This window comes from Psychroflexus sp. MES1-P1E (assembly GCF_002836055.1).
Lineage (GTDB): Bacteria > Bacteroidota > Bacteroidia > Flavobacteriales > Flavobacteriaceae > Psychroflexus.
This window is the reverse complement of the sequence record NZ_PJBS01000348.1, coordinates 46,589-66,667: the sequence shown is the minus strand read 5'-3', so window position 1 is coordinate 66,667 and position 20,079 is coordinate 46,589. Positions and strand designations below refer to the sequence as shown.

12 protein-coding genes and 1 pseudogene are annotated in these 20,079 nt (G+C 37.3%); 9 read left to right on the top strand and 4 right to left on the bottom strand.

All coding sequences use genetic code 11. From position 1 onward, the window contains the following. The first annotated feature begins 80 nt into the window (after nucleotides 1–80). The 4 genes from CXF67_RS16005 (at nucleotide 81) to CXF67_RS15990 (ending at nucleotide 6,865) form a co-directional block, all read left to right on the top strand. Nucleotides 81–1,334: a peptidoglycan DD-metalloendopeptidase family protein gene (locus tag CXF67_RS16005; protein ID WP_102089651.1), complete on the top strand. Its 1,254-nt coding sequence runs from the start codon at nucleotides 81–83 to the stop codon at nucleotides 1,332–1,334. Nucleotides 1,335–1,545: 211 nt separating this feature from the next. Beyond that, on the top strand, nucleotides 1,546–4,806 hold the full coding sequence (locus CXF67_RS16000) for a TonB-dependent receptor (protein WP_102089740.1): 3,261 nt from the start codon (nucleotides 1,546–1,548) through the stop codon (nucleotides 4,804–4,806). A 189-nt stretch (nucleotides 4,807–4,995) separates the two neighbouring features. Then, nucleotides 4,996–6,135 (top strand): ATP-binding protein, encoded by a 1,140-nt coding sequence (locus CXF67_RS15995; RefSeq protein WP_102089650.1) that lies wholly within the window; start codon nucleotides 4,996–4,998, stop codon nucleotides 6,133–6,135. Between the two features lies 1 nt (nucleotide 6,136). Continuing rightward, complete coding sequence (locus CXF67_RS15990) at nucleotides 6,137–6,865, top strand: metallophosphoesterase (RefSeq protein WP_102089649.1); 729 nt, start codon at nucleotides 6,137–6,139, stop codon at nucleotides 6,863–6,865. Here CXF67_RS15990 and CXF67_RS15985 read toward each other — a convergent pair. Further along, the gene (locus CXF67_RS15985; RefSeq protein WP_102089648.1) at nucleotides 6,862–8,640 is read right to left on the bottom strand and encodes a 1-deoxy-D-xylulose-5-phosphate synthase; all 1,779 of its coding nucleotides are present in this window, start codon (nucleotides 8,638–8,640) and stop codon (nucleotides 6,862–6,864) included. The genes CXF67_RS15990 and CXF67_RS15985 overlap by 4 nt on opposite strands. Nucleotides 8,641–8,788: 148 nt before the next feature. Here CXF67_RS15985 and CXF67_RS15980 point away from each other — a divergent pair, with 148 nt between their 5' ends. Further along, entirely contained in the window at nucleotides 8,789–9,238 is a 450-nt protein-coding gene (locus tag CXF67_RS15980; protein WP_102089647.1) for a nucleoside deaminase, read from the top strand. Between the two features lie 18 nt (nucleotides 9,239–9,256). On the opposite strand, the pseudogene CXF67_RS15975 reads toward CXF67_RS15980, so the two are convergent. The 3 genes and pseudogenes from CXF67_RS15975 to CXF67_RS15960 all read right to left on the bottom strand — a co-directional run. After that, nucleotides 9,257–9,538 (bottom strand): annotated as a pseudogene (locus CXF67_RS15975) (IS1595 family transposase); the annotation flags it as partial. Nucleotides 9,539–10,205: 667 nt separating this feature from the next. Continuing rightward, nucleotides 10,206–12,335 (bottom strand): prolyl oligopeptidase family serine peptidase, encoded by a 2,130-nt coding sequence (locus tag CXF67_RS15965; protein WP_102089644.1) that lies wholly within the window; start codon nucleotides 12,333–12,335, stop codon nucleotides 10,206–10,208. Nucleotides 12,336–12,518: 183 nt separating this feature from the next. After that, nucleotides 12,519–13,511 carry an aspartate-semialdehyde dehydrogenase gene (locus CXF67_RS15960; RefSeq protein WP_102089643.1) on the bottom strand — a complete coding sequence of 331 codons (993 nt, stop codon included), beginning with the start codon at nucleotides 13,509–13,511 and terminating at the stop codon, nucleotides 12,519–12,521. Between the two features lie 156 nt (nucleotides 13,512–13,667). Between CXF67_RS15960 and CXF67_RS15955 the strand changes: the two genes are divergently transcribed. The 4 genes from CXF67_RS15955 (at nucleotide 13,668) to mfd (ending at nucleotide 20,079) form a co-directional block, all read left to right on the top strand. Next, nucleotides 13,668–15,539 carry an ABC-F family ATP-binding cassette domain-containing protein gene (locus tag CXF67_RS15955; RefSeq protein WP_102089739.1) on the top strand — a complete coding sequence of 624 codons (1,872 nt, stop codon included), beginning with the start codon at nucleotides 13,668–13,670 and terminating at the stop codon, nucleotides 15,537–15,539. 121 nt (nucleotides 15,540–15,660) lie between these two features. Further along, nucleotides 15,661–16,428, top strand: a complete 768-nt coding sequence (locus tag CXF67_RS15950; protein WP_308302199.1) for an O-methyltransferase — start codon at nucleotides 15,661–15,663, stop codon at nucleotides 16,426–16,428. A gap of 46 nt (nucleotides 16,429–16,474) precedes the next feature. Next, entirely contained in the window at nucleotides 16,475–16,651 is a 177-nt protein-coding gene (locus CXF67_RS18370) for a hypothetical protein (RefSeq protein WP_180957994.1), read from the top strand. 62 nt (nucleotides 16,652–16,713) lie between these two features. Then, nucleotides 16,714–20,079 (top strand): transcription-repair coupling factor, encoded by a 3,366-nt coding sequence (mfd, locus tag CXF67_RS15945; RefSeq protein ID WP_102089641.1) that lies wholly within the window; start codon nucleotides 16,714–16,716, stop codon nucleotides 20,077–20,079.

The window sequence follows — 20,079 nt, the reverse complement described above, 5'->3', positions numbered from 1 at the left end:
ATAAAAGTCTGTGAGGTAGTTTCCTTCTTGATGACCTAATAATAAAATGTATTTTTGACGTTTACTTTTAAATTTTGATATTGAGAACAGCCTTCGCTTACTTTGTTTTAATAATTCTTTCTTTTACAGTATTGACCTCTTGCAATGAAGATGTCGAAAAGGTATCCAAAAAGGAAACCATTGAATTGGAAGTTCAGAAAAAACCTGAGTCAAAAGTATATGGGTTTAAGTTAAGTGATTTTGAAGTGATTTTAGATACTGTAAAACGCGGTGAAACTTTTGGGTTTATCATGGATAGACATGGAGTTACCCCAGGACAAGTTTTTCAAATCACACAAACTATCCCAGATTCTGTAATGAATTTCAGGCGCATCAATTATGGTAAGCCTTATATGCTCTTAAAGAGTAAAGATTCTACAAGACGGGTTGAGCATTTTATATATCAAAAGTCTGTCATAAACTATGCAGTTGTTAGCCTAGACAGTATCCACGGTCTAGCAAAGTCTAAGCCAGTTACAATTAAACAGAAGACGACCTCTGGAGTCATTTCTTCATCGCTCTCAGCAGCTATAGATCAAGCGGGTTTAGATTATTTATTGACCAATAGATTTGCTGATATTTACCAGTGGAGTGTAGATTTCTTCAAACTTCAAAAAGGAGATCAATTTAAACTTATCTACAAAGAAAAATATATAGACGATACCATTTATGCCGGACTCGAGACTATAGATGCTGCAGTCTTAAAACATAAGGGGAGAGAGTTTTATTCTTTTAATTTTGAAATTGATAGTTTAACTGGACGCACAGACTTTTTTGATGAGGAAGCAGGTACGTTGAGAAGTTTCTTTTTAAAAGCTCCTCTAAAGTTTAGTCGTATATCTTCAAGATATACTGGACGTCGTTTCCACCCCGTACAAAGACGTTGGAAAGCTCACAAGGGGACAGATTACGCAGCAGGAACAGGAACTCCAATCTGGTCTACAGCGGACGGTGTTATCACCAAAGCTAGCTATACCAGTGGCAACGGAAATTACGTTAAGGTAAAACACACCAATAAATACTCTACGCAATACCTTCACATGTCTAGAAGAGCTGTAAAAGTTGGAGAATACGTTAAGCAAGGTGAAATTATTGGGTATGTAGGACAAACCGGTCTAGCAACGGGACCTCATGTCTGTTATAGGTTTTGGGTGAACGGAAAACAAGTAGACCCTTATAAACAAGACCTACCAGATGCAGAACCTATGAAGGAATCTTTAAAGCCTTCCTATTTTGAATATATCAAGCCATTGAAAATAAAAATTGATGAGGTTGGTTATAAAAGGATTTTATAATTGGATGACTTAAATCTTGCTCTATTTTGTTAAAATTAGTGTCTCTTTTTTTTTAATAAACCTACCGGTTTAGGAATTTAGTATTAATTTCTGCCGTAATTTCAAATCGAAATTTAATTTTTTAACAGTTTTTCTTAACATTGGCTTAATATTAAAACTTTAAATGTGGGTTTACTTTGCACCAAAATATAAACAAAAAAAACGTTTTCAAATGAAAAAATTGCTACTTGGCTTATTCTTAGTAATGGGAATTGGTATTTATGCACAAGGGGTAACTACTTCCTCTATTAATGGTAAGATCACAGACAATATTGATCAACCTCTTCCGGGGGCAAATATTATTGCTGTGCATACACCTACTGGAACACAGTATGGTGTTGTAACAGATTTTGATGGTTTCTATAGGATCCCTAACATGCGTGTTGGTGGACCTTACACTTTAGAAATCACTTACATCGGTTTTACCGATATCAGATTAAGTAACTTCTTTTTAAAATTAGGCGATTCGGAAAGAATTAGCAGACAAATGTCTGAGTCTGATAACGCCTTGGATGAGGTGGTTATTTCAGCGTCTAGAAATGGTATTTTCGATTCTGGACAAACAGGATCTAATACAAATATTTCTCAAAGACAGATTTTGAATCTTCCATCTGCAACTCGATCTTTAGGAGATTTCATCAGAACAACTCCAGAAGCTCAGGTAGGAGAAAATGGAAGTATTTCTTTGGGTGGCCAAAACAACAGATACAATGCCATTTATATTGATGGAGCGGTAAACAACGATGCTTTTGGACTTGCAGGTTCAGGGACCAATGGAGGACAAACTGGGGTAAGTCCAATTTCTATTGATGCCATTGAATCTTTTCAAGTCAACCTTTCTCCATTTGATGTGAGACAATCTGGTTTCGCCGGTGGTTCTATTAGTGCTATTACGCGTTCTGGATCTAATAATACAGAAGGTTCTGCTTACTACTACTTAAGAAATCAAGATCTAGCAGGTAAGACACCTACAGCGCTTAGCGAAGACGAGAGAGAGAATTTGACAGACTTTACTGCAAAGCTTTTTGGAGCTAGAGTAGGTGGAGCAATCGTTGAAGATAAATTATTCTACTTTATCAACTACGAAAGACAGGATGAGGAAACGCCACAGCCTTTTGTCTTCGATAATTACCAAGGGGATACTCAAGATAGACAAGATTTTACAGACCTAAGACAAGGTCTTCTCGATACCTATGGGTACGATCCAGGTGTATTTGATAACAATACAAGTAGTTTGGTGAGTGATAAGTTAATCGCCCGTATTGACTGGAACGTAAATGATAAAAATAGCATTACACTTAAGAATAGTTATGTAAATGCTGAAAATACATCTCCAAGACAAAGTGGCGATAGAAGCATCAACTATACTAATGCAGGCGTATTTTTTCCTTCAAGAACCAATTCAACTACTTTAGAATGGAGTACAACCAATGGTTCTGATATGTCCAACAACTTAATTGTGGCTTATACCGATGTATTGGACGATAGAAATCCAACGGGAAATCCATTTCCTTCTGTAACTTTATTTGATGGTGAAGGAAGTATTAATTTTGGTTCAGAGGCCTTCTCCACAGCTAACTTGCTAGAGCAAAAAGTATTAAATATTACAAATAACTTCGAGCTTTATAGAGGACGTCACAAATTAACTTTTGGAGTTAACTTTGAATATTTTGATTCTAAAAACGTATTCTTTAGACAAAATTATGGTCAGTACAGATTTAATTCGTTGGATGAATTTTCAACATATTTAGACGATATAGATGGAAACGAAGTGCCTGCTAGGAATTTTGATAGAGGCTATTCTCTATTAGGAGGTACTGGTGATGCCTCTTTAGGAGCAGCGGAATTTTCATATTCTCAGTTAGGGTTTTATGTTCAGGATGATGTAGACTTATCTGACGATTTTAAAGTTAGTTTAGGTCTTCGTGTTGATGTTCCCTATTTCGATGATGGTTTAGTAAACGATGATTTCAACACAAGAACGGTAGAGCTTCTCGAAGCTAATGGAAAAGATTTACAAGGAGCGAGAGTTGGTAAGGCTATAAAAAGTCAAGTCCATTTTTCTCCTAGATTAGGGTTTTCTTGGGACGTAGGAGGTAATAAATCAACTCAAGTAAGAGGTGGTGTAGGAGTCTTTACGTCTAGAATTCCTTTGGCTTGGCCAGGAGGAGCCTATAACAATAACGGCTTAACTGCAGGATTCGTTGATGAAAGAGCAATAGATGGAGATATATTTTTTAATGGAGATCCCTTCAATCAGCCTGTACAGCCAGGAGCTGAGCCAGGAACAGGAGCAAGAGGTGGACAAATAGATATCTTTTCCCCGGACTTCAAATTACCTCAGGTCGCTAAGTATAACATTGCAGTAGATCAAAAACTACCAGTATGGGGTTTAATCGCTTCCGGAGAATTTCTATATAATGACGTTTTAAATGCGATCTTTTATGAGAACCTAAACGTTAGAGGCCCTGTAGGAAATCTTAATGGAGCAGACAATAGACCTTATTACAATAGACGTGACTTGATAGATGATGCTTATTCTAATATCATTTTAGGCTCAAATACAAGTGAAGGCTATTCTTATAACGCTACGTTCAAACTAACAAAGCCTTTTGAAAACGGTTTCGCAGGTCAATTGGCCTACACTTATGGTGAGTCTTATAATGTTTTTGAAGGAACCTCTTCTCAAAACTCATCACAGTGGAGAAATTTAGAAACGGTAAACGGTAAAAATGCAAACCCAGGTATTCAACGTTCTAACTTTGCATTAGGATCTAGAATCACAGCTAACATGAGTTATGAGTATGAGTGGAATGACAATGTAAAAAGTACTGTTTCCTTATTTTATGCTGGTGAAGAAGGGTCTCCATTTACCTATGTATACAATAACAGACCGTCAAACCTTCTTAATGATGATTCAAGAGACAACGCTTTAATTTATATTCCTAGAGATGCTTCTGAAATCAATTTGGTTCCAATAATTGCAGAAGCTGAAGATGGTACTGAATTTGTAAGTGCTACTCCAGCAGAACAATGGGAAGCTTTAAATAGCTATATTGAAAGCAGCGATTATTTAAAAGAGCGAAGAGGACAATACGCTGAGCGTAATGGCGAAAGAGGGCCATGGAGTCATATTGTAGACCTTAAATTTTTACAAGACTTTAGTATGGACTTAAATGATAAGAAACATACGTTTCAACTCTCTTTTGATATTTTCAACTTCACAAATTTAATAAACAAGGATTGGGGTCGTAGACCATTTATTCCTGGTGGTGTTGGAATATTAAGTGTAGAAGAAGGTGGTCCAGATCCCGCGTTTAGTTTTAATTCTGATCAATTTCAAACTGAAGCAGATATTGAAAACTTTGATGATTCAGGAATCCTATCTTCAAGATGGCAAATGCAAGTTGGTGTGAGGTATATCTTCAACTAAACAACTTAAGAATTTATATTTTAAAGGGGCTATCTCATACCATTGAGATAGCCCCTTTTTTTTATCTTATTTTGTCTCACGACTAGTATCTCAATTTTCTCACGTTATGATAAGAGGCTGATTTTTCACAATTAATTCAAATTTGTTGGTGCTTACATTTGGTTTTTTCTTGTAATTTTATCCGAACTTATGATTAACAAGCGCCTCCTTATTAAAAACCTACTTGCCCATAATGGGGAAAATAGCTTCTACGATAATAAATTACTTATAAACATAGGGAGTAAAGAGGGAAAAGCTAAATTCTTAAAACACGTGTGTTCCCTTTCTAATACCAATCCAATAAGTAATAGTTACATCGTTATTGGGATTGAAGATGAAAGCAATAAAATCGTTGGGGTTGACTTTTTTGATGACAGTAAAATCCAAAATTTAGTGAATGCCTATTTAGAACACCCACCAATCGTGTCTTACGAAAACATCCAATTTCCCCATTTGCCAGATGATAAGGTGGTGGGGCTCGTGAGCATTCGTCCCAAAAGAGATCAAAGCATATGCGCTCTGCGTAAAAATATCTGGAAGTATTGGGGAGGTACTGTTTTTATGAGAGAAGGAAGTATTAGCAAGCCTAAGGTATTTGATATTGAAATAAAAGATATCAATTCTGAAATTGTTGCTGCTATTGAACAAAACTCACAGAATAATATTGAATTAACTCTAGACAGTTTTCATGATTTCCTTTTAAACAGTAAAGACTTCAATCCAAGATATAAAGTCTTTAAAGAATACTTTGTCTTATGCTGGGCGGGAAAGCCAAAAACCGTTGGTGATAAAACCTTTTATTCTAGGGTCAACATTCAGTTGATCAATGAGCAAGTCAAGTTGTTTTATTCTGATTTGGATGAAGTTGAAATTCAATATGATGAAGATAAGTTTCAAATTATTGAATACGTACATTTGGGTCTTCAAAATCGATTCAATTATTACCCTTTAGAAAAAGTCATGATCCATTTCAGAGATAATATGCATTACGATATCGAATCCAAGCTTATGTTTGAGCCCCCTCAATTTGATCAAAAAACGCTAAGGCATTATCTCAACCATAATGACAGTCTCTTAAAAAAGCTTAAAAACAAGGTCGCCTTAAATTCAGCAGAAAAAAGAGAGCTTGTTAATTTGTCTACGATTTATCTCATCGCTTATCTCAATGGTTTTGCTTCTTCCTTAGAAAAGCTGGAGGAGGCCAAGCCTTTATTAAAGGCAGCACATCCTAAAGCTTATCAACGGCTAAAAGACAATTTAAGAATTTTACGAAAAATAAAATACAACTAGAATGAGTAGGACACTGGCGATAGGAGATATACACGGAGGTTTTAAGGCTTTAATTCAAGTCTTAGATCGCGCCAAAGTGACGAGACAAGATCGATTAATTTTCCTTGGCGATTACGTCGATGGATGGAGTGAGACTCCAGAACTTCTTTCGTACCTCATCCAATTGAAGGAAGAGCGAGACTGTATATTCATAAGGGGGAACCATGATGACCTTGTACTCGGTTGGTTTAAGACTGGCAATTCCAATCCCAAATGGTTACAACATGGAGGAGACAGCACGATAAAAGCTTACGAAACCGTAAATCCAACTTTAAAAAATCTCCATCACCGATTTTTAGAAAACCTCACCAATTACCATATCGATAGTCAAAACCGACTTTTTTTGCACGCGGGGTTTGCCAACATGCATGGCCCAGCTTCAGAATTTCATTCCAATACAGTATATTGGGATAGAACGCTCTGGGAAATGGCCTTAGCTATGGATACGTCTTTAACACCCAGCGACCTCACTTATCCAGATCGCTTAAAGTTATTTAATGAAATTTATATTGGCCATACGCCCACCACACGCATTGGAGAAACTAAACCCATGAACTTGGCTAATCTTTGGAATATCGATACTGGAGCAGCTTTTAAAGGCCCTATAAGTTTGGTGGACATCGACTCTAAGCAGGTGTGGCAAAGTGATCCTGTACATGAATTATATCCTCAGGAAACCGGCCGCAATTAGGGGTTTAAAACTGCTTTAATTTTGTCTTTAATTTTTTTGGAAGAAATGCCTGCAAGATCGTAAAGCTCTTTGGTATCTCCTTGTTCAATAAATTTATCTGGAATGCCGAGCTTATGAATACCACCTTTATAAGAAGAGGTTTGAGCATAGTCCAATACTGCATCTCCAAACCCTCCTTTAATGCATCCATCTTCAATAGTGATGATATTTTCGAAACGGTCAAAAACTGACTGAAGGAGCGTCTCGTCCAGCGGTTTTAAAAATCTTAGGTCGTAATGCGCTATGCTGAAGGACTTATCGAGAGTATTTAAGGCCTCTTCAACCTCACTCGAAATACTGCCGAGGCTTAAAACAGCAAGGTCTTTTCCATTTCTAAGTTTTAGGCCTTTGCCTATCTCTATGGCTTTAAAGTCTTGTTGCCAATCTTTCACCGTTCCTCTACCTCTAGGATACCGAATAGCAATAGGATGCTTTAAACCTTTAGAGGCTGTATAAAGCATCTGACGCAGGTCAATAGCATTGCTTGGAGCACACACAATCATATTTGGAATAGAGCGTAAGAAGGCCAAATCGTAAACTCCATGATGAGTTGCGCCGTCGTTGCCTACCAAACCCGCTCTATCTATGCAAAAGATAACTGGTAAATTTTGAAGCGCTACATCGTGAATCACTTGATCGTAGGCCCGTTGTAAAAATGTGGAATAGATCGTGCAAAAGACCTTATGGCCTTGTGTAGCCATACCTGCTGAAAGTGTCACCGCATGCTGCTCCGCTATACCCACATCGAAAGCTCTGTCTGGAAATTCCTCCATCATGAATTTTAGGGAACTTCCCGTAGGCATTGCTGGCGTAATTCCTACAATAGAGATGTCTTTTCTGGCAAGCTCCAATAGAGTGAGTCCAAAAACATCTTGAAATTTTGGAGGTAAGCCTTCATTATTCTTAGGCAAGACTTCTCCGGTTGTTTTGTCAAATTTCCCTGGAGCGTGATAACGCACTTGGTCGTCTTCAGCTTGCTTTAAGCCTTTGCCTTTTTTGGTAATAATATGAAGAAGCTTAGGCCCTTTTATGGTTTTAAGGCGCTCAAAAACTTTGAGAAGCTCAGGTAAATCGTGACCATCTATAGGCCCTTCGTAGCTAAAGTTAAGCGCTTCTATAATATTGTCTTGTGGTGGTTTTTTACCGATTTTAGCTTTGGTCAAATAGGTTTTAAGCGCTCCAACACTAGGATCAATTCCTATAGCATTGTCGTTGAGAATCACAAGCAAGTTGGTGTTAGTCACCCCAGCATGGTTAAGGCCTTCAAAAGCCATCCCAGAAGCTATGGAAGCATCACCTATCACAGCAATGTGTTGCTTATCAAAATCTCCTTTTAATTGTGAAGAAATGGCCATGCCTAAGGCTGCAGAAATAGAAGTGGAGCTATGGCCTACGCCAAAAGTATCGTACGGGCTTTCGTCGCGTTTGGGAAATCCGCTAATGCCATTCAGTTTTCGATTGGTGCCGAACACCTCCCGGCGTCCAGTTAATATTTTATGGCCGTAGGCTTGGTGACCCACATCCCAAACCAACAAATCCTCAGGGGTATTAAAACAATAGTGTAAGGCGATGGTGAGTTCAATAACCCCAAGGCTGGCGCCCAAGTGACCTTCTTTGGTAGAAACGATATCGATGATGAATTCTCGAAGTTCTCTAGCCAATTGTTCAAGCTGACTGGGCTCCAACTGCCTTAAGTCTTTAGGCGAATTGATGTTAGAAAGTAATTCTAAATGCATGTTGCAAAGTTACCAATAAGAAATTGTATTTTCGATAGGTATGAATTATTGATTATAAAAATTTGAAGAGATGAAGTTTTAAACAAAAAGGTTCTCACTTAATCAAAATAGATATATTGTAAAGTCATAAAAACACCTCTTTTTTCCTATGCTAACTCCTTTTGACGACCATTATTTTATGAAGAAAGCTTTGCAAGAAGCTCAATTGGCTTTTGATAAAGGCGAAATCCCTGTGGGAGCCGTGGTGACCCACAACAACCAGATTATCGCTAGAAGTCACAATCTTACCGAGCAACTCACCGATGTAACCGCCCACGCCGAGATGCAGGCCATAACCGCTGCTGCTAATCATATTGGAGGCAAGTATTTGAGAGGCTGTACACTGTATGTCACTCTGGAGCCCTGCCAAATGTGTGCCGGCGCTTTGTATTGGAGTCAGTTATCAAGATTGGTGTTTGCTGCTCCCGACGAGAGGCGGGGGTACATAACTCTGGGAACACAGCTGCATCCTAAAACCAAAGTCGATCATGGTCTTTTAGAAGAAGAAGCCTCCATACTTTTAAAAACCTTCTTTATTCAAAAACGCAATATGAATTGAAGTGGTTTGTATATCCATTTAGTTTCCAATCGTTGAACTGCTAGTTATTATTAGCTTGTCAAATAGTCTCTCTCCGAAATATCTCCTATTGAGTTTACAAATGAACTCATCGAGATATAACTGAAGATACTTTCGCCTTATTTTATAAAACTTCTGTAGGTCTATTTTTGCGTTTCCAATTGCAATGTGCATCCATTTAAGTGTTTCCTTTGTCAGCTGTTTGCTAGACTTTCCAGTGTTATGACTACTTACGACATCTGCTGTATTTATATATGATGTGCTTTCATCTAAAAACACAATGAATTTTCCTCTTTCAATAGTCCTTTTTAGCATTTGATCAGTGCTCGTTTAGCCCCGAATATGTTCGGAGTACTATTTTAAATAACACCTTTGATATATAAAATACAAGAAGTGGAGTTAGAAGAAAAAGCTAGAGATTCTATCATTTTTAGAACAACTAGGAATCGTCAAAATGAGACTTAAATATAGTTTGAGTTTTTTCATTTCCTCTATATAATTCATAACAAACAATTTGATAAGTTCTCCATCGGTGAAACTCAAAATGTTGAAAATAAAGTTTTGATGTTTAATCAACATTATCGATTATTTCTATTTGCTGATCTAAGAGACTTTAAAGACTTTTATCAAGACCTACCTGTTACAGGTTTTTATAGCTTTCAACATTCAAACTTTGTCACTTTTTAACCTGCCTTTGCCAGAAAACAGGCCGTGTTTTAGGATCTTCTATGCGAGGACCTTCTAAGCGATTTGATTCATCTAAGGTTTAGATGCTGAAACAAGTTCAGCATGACAAACTAGTTTAGAGAAAATGCTGAAAAACCTTAACCAAGCCTTTACTGAGTTTATCGAAGAATCGAAACGCTCAGTTCAACACAATCTTCTTAAATACAAAAAACCCCTGTTGATTAAAACAGGGGTTTTATAATCAATAAAATCACCATAGAAACTATAATTCAGTGTAGCCCATATTATAAAAGGTAAAGGCAAAAATATCTGCGTATTCTTGGATAATTTTTGAAGTTGGTTTACCCGCACCGTGTCCAGCATCGGTTTCTATTCGAATCAAAGTAGGGGCGTCTCCTGCTTGTTTACTTTGTAATTCAGCAGCAAACTTAAAACTATGCGCTGGCACTACTCTATCATCATGGTCTCCAGTAGTCACTAGAGTAGCTGGATATTCTGTACCGTCTTTAACGCTGTGTAATGGAGAATAGCCTTTTAGGTATTCGAACATTTCAGAACTGTCTTGAGACGTTCCATAATCATAAGCCCATCCAGCACCTGAGGTAAAAGTATGATAACGTAACATATCCAGAACGCCTACCGCTGGTAAAGCAACTCTCATTAAGTCTGGCCGTTGAGTCATTGTGGCTCCTACTAGAAGACCTCCGTTAGATCCTCCGCGAATCGCCAATTTATTTGATGACGTATAGTTTTCAGCAATAAGATATTCAGCAGCAGCAATAAAATCATCAAAGACATTTTGCTTTTTCATTTTAATTCCTGCATTGTGCCATTCTTTTCCGTATTCACCTCCACCTCGTAAATTAGCCACAGCGTAAATACCTCCATTTTCTAACCATACTGTATTTGCAGTACTAAAAGACGGCGTTAATGAAATATTGAATCCTCCATATCCATAAAGCATCGTTGGGTGAGTTCCATCCAATTCAATCCCCTTTTTATGAGTGATGATCATTGGGATTTTAGTCCCGTCCTTGGACGTGTAAAATACTTGCTTACTTTCGTAGGCCTCCGTATCAAAATCGATATCTGGTTTTTGATACACCACGTAAGTTCCATTTTCAGGAGCAAACTTGTAAATGGTCCCTGGAGTAGTATAATTTGTAAAAGAAAAGTAAATGTCTTTCGCTTCTTTTTTACCACCAAAACCTCCAACAGATCCTACACCTGGTAATTCAATATCTCTCAGTAATTCACCTTCGTAGTTGTATTGCTTTACTTGAGAAACCGCATCTACCATATATTCTGCAAAGAAATATCCAGCACCTGTAGAAGGAGACAAAACATGTTCCGTTTCAGGAATAAAATCTTCCCAGTTTTCAGGCTGAGGTGCACTTGCCTCCACAGTCACAATCTTTTTATTGGGGGCGTCTTTATCTGTCACCATAAATAATTTACTATCTTCATTTTCAATCACATAAACATCGTTATCGTAATTATCGACAACCTCTATAAAACCTGAATCTGGATTGGTCAAGTCTTTAATCATCAACTTATTACCCGAAGTAGATTTGGATGCAGAAATCACCAAATACCTATCGTCCTCTGTTACATTTCCAGAAACATACCTATGCTTTTCTGCTTCAGTTGCTCCAAAAATAACTTCATCTCCACTCTGAGGGGTTCCCATGGTATGGAAATACAATTTATGCTGATCTGTTTTTGCAGAGAGTTCGCTCCCTTCTGGCTTATCATAACTAGAATAGTAAAAGCCCTCATTTCCTTTCCAAGACACCCCACTAAACTTGACGTCCACTAGCGTATCTTCTTTTCTATCCATAGTTTCAGTATCGAGGACGATTATTTTTCTCCAATCGCTACCACCTTCAGAAATAGAATAGGCGAGAGTTTCACCATCTTCAGTAAAACTCATTCCAGCGAGTGAAGTCGTTCCATCGTCGCTAAAGGTATTCGGGTCTAAAAACACCTCTGCATTTACTATGGAGTCCTCATTTTTATAGCGGTAAAAGACATATTGGTTTTGTAAACCATCATTTTTGGAAAAGTAAGTATACTTACCACGCTCAAAAGGAGCGCCTATTTTTTCATAATTCCACACTTTAGACAAACGCTCTTTCAGCTTGTTTCTGAAGGGAATGCTATCCAAATAATCGAAGGTAACGTCATTTTGGGCTTTCACCCAGTCTTCAGTTTCTGCGCTTCGGTCATCTTCCAACCAACGGTAAGGATCTTTCACTTCAGTATCAAAATACGCGTCCACCGTATCGACTTGTTTTGTTTCTGGATATGTCAAATTTGCTTGATTTTTTTCACCTTCATTGCAAGATGCCAAGAGACATAAAGCTGCAAGAGGTAATACTATTTGTTTCATAGAAAAATGATTTTGTCGTAAATATAATCAAACAAAATCATATGCTTTTTAGCGCTTTTATTTACTCTGAATTTAATGCAGCCAGCTTTGATGTTTTTTGATATCAAACTTAAAAGCTGGAGTATAACACAAAGGCTTTTCCAAAAAAAAGAAAAGCCCTTGTGGTCATTATCGTCTTAAATCTTATACTTTGAAGCGCTTTTCTAAAAGGTACTCAGCGATTTGTATCGCATTGGTCGCTGCTCCTTTTCTAAGGTTATCTGAAACGATCCAAAGATTTAAAGCATTGTCGCGCGTGAAGTCTCTTCGTATCCTACCAACAAAGACATCGTTTTTGCCTTCAGCATAGATAGGCATTGGATATGTATTCACCTGCGGGTTGTCTTGAAGGGTAATCCCACCGGTTTCACTTAAAAGCTTTCTGATATCAATAACTTCAAAAGCTTTTTTAAATTCGATGTTAACCGATTCTGAATGACCGCCAACCACAGGGATTCTAACTGCTGTAGCAGCTACTTTGATGCTATCATCCGACAGGATTTTTTTGGTTTCGTTAGTCAACTTCATTTCTTCTTTGGTATAGTCGTTGTCTAAAAAAACGTCACAATGTGGAATTGCATTTTTATGAATAGGATAAGGATAGGCCATCTCACCAGCTTTACCTGCATATTCATTCTCCAATTGTCGCACTGCTTTTATCCCAGTACCTGTAATAGATTGGTAAGTAGAAATAATTACACGATCTATTTGATAGGCTTTGTGCAAGGGCTGTAAAGCCATCACTAACTGGATTGTAGAACAGTTGGGGTTAGCGATAATCAAGTCTTCCTCTGTAATTTCTGAAGCGTTTATTTCTGGAACTACTAGCTTCTTGGTAGGATCCATTCGCCAAGCGGAAGAATTATCAATAACGGTTGTACCCACCTCTGCAAATTTTGGAGCCCACTCTTGTGAGGTTTCACCACCAGCAGAAAACAAAGCAATCTCTGGTTTTCGGTTCACTGCGTCTTGAAGGCCTACAACGGTGTAAGATTTTTCTTTGTACATGATTTTTTTTCCGACTGACTTTTCTGAAGCCACTGGAATTAATTCAGTTAAAGGAAAATTACGCTCCGCTAAAATCTGGAGTACCACTTGGCCTACCATACCGGTAGCGCCGACGACAGCTACTTTCATTTGTTTGTGTTTAAGTAATTTATAAAGCAGCAAAAGTATACTTTTGAAGGAAGGGATCTCCTTGTTTTGGAAATTATTAGGAGCAATTCAAAGTTCTATAAGCTAAAGAATTAGCTATTTCAAATGGACTTGAGTACTTTTGCAAAAAATTTAGCATTGAATTACTTATCAGTTGAAGAAATTTCTAAGTCATACGGCTTACTTGTATTGTTTGAAAACTTGTCTTTTGGCATCAGCCAAGGCCAAAAAATCGCTCTTATTGCCAAAAATGGAACCGGTAAAACTACTTTACTAGATATTGTTTCTGGAATAGGAGTCCCAGATAATGGACAGGTGGTCTATAGAAAAGGTGTTAAAGTCGGGGTTCTTCCTCAAGAACCTGACCTTGACCCAAAATTGACTGTTGAGGAAACTATACTTACCTCTGATAATGAGGTTTTGAGAATCATCAGTGCTTATGAAAAGGCTCTACAAAATCCTGAAGACGCAGATGCTTATCAAAGCGCTTTCGACCAAATGGAAGCCAAGCAAGCTTGGGATTTTGAAACGACTTACCGACAAATCCTTACCAAACTGAAGTTAGATGACCTCTCTAAGAAAGTAGGAGACCTCTCTGGAGGTCAAAAAAAGCGTTTGGCCCTAGCCAATTTGTTATTGGACAAACCAGACCTGCTTATTCTTGATGAGCCAACCAACCACTTGGACTTGGAAATGATAGAATGGCTCGAGGAATTTCTAAAGACCGAAAACCTTACTTTATTTATGGTTACCCACGATAGGTATTTTCTAGACCGTGTTTGTAACTATATTTTGGAACTAGAGGACAAAACTCTATATAGCTATAAAGGCAACTACAGTTATTATATAGAGAAACGTGCTGAACGTATTGAAGTAGAGCAAACCACAACAGCAAAAGCAAAACAGCTCTATAAAAAAGAGTTGGACTGGATGAGAAGACAGCCTAAGGCTAGAACGACCAAATCCAAATCTAGAATCGAAAGTTTTGGGGAAATAAAAGATCGAGCTGGCAAACGTAGAAACGACCACAAGGTAGAGTTGGAGATTAATATGGAACGTTTGGGATCTAAGGTTCTAGAAATGCATCACGTGTCTAAAGGCTTTGAAGACAAGTTTCTTTTTGAAGATTTTGATTACATCTTCAAGAAAAATGAGCGAATAGGCGTTATTGGTAAAAACGGTACTGGTAAATCTACATTTTTGAACGTCTTGACAGGTAAGTTAGCCCCAGATCAGGGTAAAGTTATCCATGGAGAAACTTTAAAAATCGGTTATTACACTCAAGATGGTATTAAGGCTAAAGAAGGTCAAAAAGTAATAGAAGTGATAAGAGATTATGGCGACTATATCCCTCTTAATAAGGGGCGACAAATTTCTGCTCAGCAACTTTTAGAAAAGTTTTTATTTGATCGTAAAAAACAATATGATTTTGTAGAGAAGCTAAGCGGTGGAGAAAAAAAACGCTTATACTTATGTACGGTATTGATTCAAAATCCTAATTTTTTAATTTTGGATGAACCTACTAATGACTTAGACATTGTGACCTTAAATGTTCTCGAAAACTTCCTTTTAGACTTCCCTGGATGCTTAATTGTGGTGAGTCACGACAGGTATTTTATGGATAAAATAGTGGATCATTTATTTGTCTTTGGTGAAGGAAAAGTAACTGATTTCACTGGAAATTATTCTGACTACAGGGATATAAAGGCCTTGGAACTTGAAGCTAAATACGAGGAGAGCAGCCAAAGTTCTTCGGAATCTCCAAGTAAACCAAAACCTGTTTCAGACCAAAAAAGCAGCCTTAGCTTTAATGAGCAAAAGCTTTATAAAAAACTGGAAAAGGGAATTCATTCTCTAGAGAACAGAAAAGAAAAGCTCGAAGCTGATTTCCTTAGAGAGTTGAACGCGAAGGAGGTTAAAGATAAAACGATCGAGTTACAGGACATCCAAAAAGAGCTGGAATCAAAAACAGAACAGTGGTTTGAATTATCTATGAAAATTGAGGGATAGAAAAGTCTTTTAATTAATCTTACTCTGGTTTGAACTTAATTTTGGTAATCTATAAGAACTGAATACGATATAAGGAAAGTTGTAAATCATGTGGTTCAAAATAAAGGCGTATTTAAAATTTTTGTGGCATTCCAAAAACCAACATGGCATACATTCTCCCTTTGTTTATAAATTAATCACTCAGTGCTTTTATAATAAGCACTATTTTAAAGCCTATGGGATTTGGTCCAATGCACAAAGAAAAAGTTTAGAATCCAAAGAGATTCTTGAAGTTGAAGATTTTGGGGCGAAATCAAAAGTTTTCGAGAGGAATAGGAGACCTGTCTCTAAAATTGCTGAACAGGTTTCGATAACAAAGAAGCGAGCTCGACTAATGATCCGCCTTGTCGATTATCTTTCTATAGAAAAAGCACTAGAACTGGGGACTTCTATTGGACTTGGGAGTTTCAGTATTGCAGGAAATGGAAAAACCAGTTTGACAACAGTAGAGGCCTGTCGAGAAACTTCTTCTTTTGCAAGGCAACTTTTTAAAAGTGAAGGCCTTGAAAATATTTCTGCAATATCTTCTTCATTTTCTGAGTATCTGTCAGGCTTTGGCTCTAGCGAGAATCTTGAACAGGCAAATTCAAAAAATAAGTTTGATTTGGTTTTTATAGACGCACATCACGATGGCAAGATCACCTTGAACTATTTTGAACGCCTATTAGCCCATAAACACAACGATAGCCTTTTTATTTTCGATGACATTCATTTGTCACCTTCTATGGAAGTAGCCTGGGAGCAGATAAAAGTTCATAAGGACGTAAAAGTCACCATCGATACCTTTCAGTGGGGGCTTGTATTTTTTAGACAGGAACAAGTCAAACAAGATTTTGTAATCCGTGTTTGATTTTAAAATCAATTTAAAACTCATTAACTTTATTAAAATTTGAATCATGCTCGAGCAATTTTCACCAGACTTACAATTTATCATAGTCATTGTGATTTTGGCAATTCTATTTTTAGCGGTGTTCTTAAACAATAAGAAAAACAAAAAGAAACACTACGGCCGAAAAAACAGAAACTTTAGAAGAAATTTCTACGATAAAAAACAAAACAAAAAAGAAGCTTAAAAAGCTACCTCTCATAGCTCTAGGACTTATAAATTTAAGTTTTTCTATTACCTTTGTGACGTATGACAAAAGCTGAAATTAAAAAACACTTTTCCAAAAGTCCAATAATCAAAGAGTTAAGTGAAACTCTTTTGTCCGGAGAAAAGAAACAGATTTTCATCAAAGGTTTAATAGGTTCTGCGGTCTCTTTTGTGCAAGCCGAAAGTTTTTTGAAGTCTGAGCGTCCTTTTTTGTTGGTCTTTAACGACAAAGAAGAAGCCGCATACCATCTTAACGATCTCGAGCAGCTCGTCGATGAAAAAAACGTTCTTTTCTACCCTGGAAGTTATAGACGACCTTACCAAATTGAGGAAACCGATAATGCAAATATCCTGCTGAGGTCTGAAGTTCTTAACCGAATCAATTCTAGAAAGAAATCATCCATTATAGTAACTTATCCAGAGGCTATCTTTGAAAAAGTAGTCACCAAAAAAGAACTGGATCGCACGGTTTTGAAAATAAATCTCAAAGATGAGCTATCGATTGACTTTGTTAATGAAGTTCTATTTGACTACAATTTTAAACGTGTTGATTTTGTAACAGAACCTGGAGAATTTTCTGTAAGAGGAGGCATTATAGATGTGTTTTCATTCAGTAATGATGAACCTTATAGAATAGAGTTTTTTGGGGATGAAATCGATAGCATACGAGCATTTGATGTGGAAACCCAATTATCCACCAAGCAAAAGAAGAGAATCGACATCATGCCCAATGTTGAGAAAAAGCAGCTAGATGAAGTCCGCCAAACCTTCTTGGAATATATCAGTCATAACACGGTGGTCTTTATCAAAAATGTAGACGTCCTGTCGCAAACGATTGATGATTTATTTTCAAAAGCTGAAAAGGCTTTTTCTAAACTCTCTACAGATATAAAACACAGTGAGCCTAATGAATTATTTTCTAAAGGCGAGCTGCTCAAAAAACAGTTACTTGAGTTTACAAGTGTTGAATTTGGAACACAAGCTTTTTTAAAACCCAATCAAACCTTTATCTACCCTACGAGCCCTCAACCCTCCTTCAATAAGAAGTTTGATCTGCTTATAGAGGATTTGAATAGCAAGCACCATAAAGGCTACGAGAATTATATTCTTTGCACTAGTGAACAACAGGCCAAACGTTTTAAAGATATTTTTGAAGACCAAGACGATGACGTCCATTATATAACCTTGGTGCTTTCCATGCACGAAGGCTTTATAGATGAAACCAATAAATTGGTATGTTATACAGACCACCAAATCTTCGACCGGTATCATAAATTTCATCTAAAAAACGGCTATGCCAAGAAGCAGGCTATTACCTTAAAAGAATTAACCAGTTTAGAAATTGGGGATTATGTGACTCATATAGACCATGGAATTGGAAAATTTGGTGGGTTACAGAAAATAGACGTCGAGGGGAAATTCCAAGAAGCTGTAAAGTTGTTTTATGGAGACCGAGATATTCTCTATTTAAGCATTCATTCTTTACACAAAATTTCAAAATTTAACGGGAAGGATGGTAAGGCCCCTCAAGTCTACAAATTAGGAAGTAAAGCTTGGAAAAGTCTTAAGAATAAGACCAAAGCTAGAGTAAAGAAAGTAGCCTTTGACCTTATAAAATTATATGCCAAACGAAAGTTGGAAAAGGGATTTCAATATGGACCAGATTCTCATTTACAACATGAACTGGAAGCCTCTTTTATCTATGAAGATACGCCAGATCAAGGCATAGCTACACAAGATGTAAAGAGCGACATGGAAAAAGAACAACCCATGGATCGCTTAGTCTGTGGGGATGTAGGTTTTGGAAAAACAGAAATCGCTATCCGTGCAGCTTTTAAGGCTGTAGATAATGGTAAGCAAGTTGCTGTTTTGGTTCCCACTACAATTTTAGCCTTTCAGCATCATAAAACATTTACTGAGCGATTATCAGAATTTCCAGTCACTGTAGATTACCTCAACCGCTTTAGAACTACTAAAGAGCGTAAATCTGTTTTGGAAGGCCTCGAAGACGGTAGTGTGGACATTGTAATAGGTACTCACCAACTCGTTAGTAAAGCTGTAAAGTTCAAAAATTTGGGACTTCTCATCATTGATGAGGAGCAAAAATTTGGGGTGACCGTAAAAGATAAATTGAAAACTATTAAGGCTAATGTAGATACTCTTACCCTTACAGCTACTCCTATACCAAGAACCCTTCAGTTTAGCCTGATGGCTGCCAGAGATTTATCGACCATCAAAACCCCTCCTCCAAACCGCTATCCTATAGAAACCCATGTCATTCGATTTTCTGAAGACCAGATCCGAGATGCCGTGTCCTATGAAATCGAAAGGGGTGGGCAAGTCTTTTTTATCAATAATCGTATTGAAAACATAAATGAAGTTGCTGGACTCATCCAACGGTTGGTTCCTGATGCTAAAATTGGCATTGGACATGGACAAATGGAAGGAAAGAAACTCGAAAACCTGATGTTGCAGTTCATGAACAACGAGTTTGATGTGCTTGTCTCAACTACAATTATAGAAAGCGGTCTAGACGTTACCAACGCCAATACTATTTTTATTAATAGTGCTAATAATTTCGGCATGTCAGATTTACACCAAATGCGTGGGCGTGTGGGAAGAAGCAATAAAAAAGCTTTTTGTTATCTTATCACTCCACCCCTAACGATGATGACCGACGATGCTAAAAAGCGACTTTCAGCGTTAGAACAGTTTTCTGATTTGGGGAGCGGCATCAATATCGCTATGAAAGATTTAGAAATCCGTGGAGCAGGAGATTTGCTAGGAGGTGAGCAAAGTGGATTTATTTCGGATATTGGTTTTGATACGTATCAGAAAATATTGAACGAGGCCATTCAAGAATTAAAAGATAATGAGTTCAAATCTGTATACGAAGAAGAAAACGTAGAAGAGGATCAGGTGTTTGTGAAGGACGCTCAGATCGATACTGACTTTGAGATTTTATTCCCAGATAACTATATCAATAGCATAAAAGAACGCTTGAATTTATACACCAAATTAAATTCTATTCAAGATGAAGATGGGCTTGCCAATTTTGAAAATGAATTGATGGATCGGTTTGGAGATTTGCCAAAAGAAGCTCGAGATTTAATCAACAGTGTAAGATTAAAATGGATTGCAGCCAATATTGGACTTGAAAAATTAATTTTGAAAAAAGGTAAAATGATAGGTTATTTCCTCTCTAATCAAGATTCAGAATTTTATAATTCCAGGCGCTTCAGAAGTGTCCTTCACTATGTACACTCGCATCCACGCCAATGCCAGATGAAGGAAAAGCAAACTAGAAATGGCTTGCGTCTGCTGCTTACGTTTGAACACGTTAAAACTGTCGATAAAGCTATAGGCTTGCTTCAACCCTTTGAACAAAAAGAAGTAGCTAAAGTCTAA

Excerpts from the sequence above, each read along its gene's own strand:
- CXF67_RS15960 (WP_102089643.1), bottom strand. The coding sequence starts at position 13,511 with ATGAAAGTAGCTGTCGTCGGCGCTACCGGTATGGTAGGCCAAGTGGTA.
- CXF67_RS18370 (WP_180957994.1), top strand. The coding sequence starts at position 16,475 with ATGCTCGAGCAATTTTCACCAGACTTACAATTTATCATAGTCATTGTG.
- CXF67_RS15980 (WP_102089647.1), top strand. The coding sequence starts at position 8,789 with ATGCTAACTCCTTTTGACGACCATTATTTTATGAAGAAAGCTTTGCAA.
- CXF67_RS16000 (WP_102089740.1), top strand. The coding sequence starts at position 1,546 with ATGAAAAAATTGCTACTTGGCTTATTCTTAGTAATGGGAATTGGTATT.
- CXF67_RS15995 (WP_102089650.1), top strand. The coding sequence starts at position 4,996 with ATGATTAACAAGCGCCTCCTTATTAAAAACCTACTTGCCCATAATGGG.
- CXF67_RS15985 (WP_102089648.1), bottom strand. The coding sequence starts at position 8,640 with ATGCATTTAGAATTACTTTCTAACATCAATTCGCCTAAAGACTTAAGG.
- CXF67_RS15990 (WP_102089649.1), top strand. The coding sequence starts at position 6,137 with ATGAGTAGGACACTGGCGATAGGAGATATACACGGAGGTTTTAAGGCT.
- CXF67_RS15965 (WP_102089644.1), bottom strand. The coding sequence starts at position 12,335 with ATGAAACAAATAGTATTACCTCTTGCAGCTTTATGTCTCTTGGCATCT.
- mfd (WP_102089641.1), top strand. The coding sequence starts at position 16,714 with ATGACAAAAGCTGAAATTAAAAAACACTTTTCCAAAAGTCCAATAATC.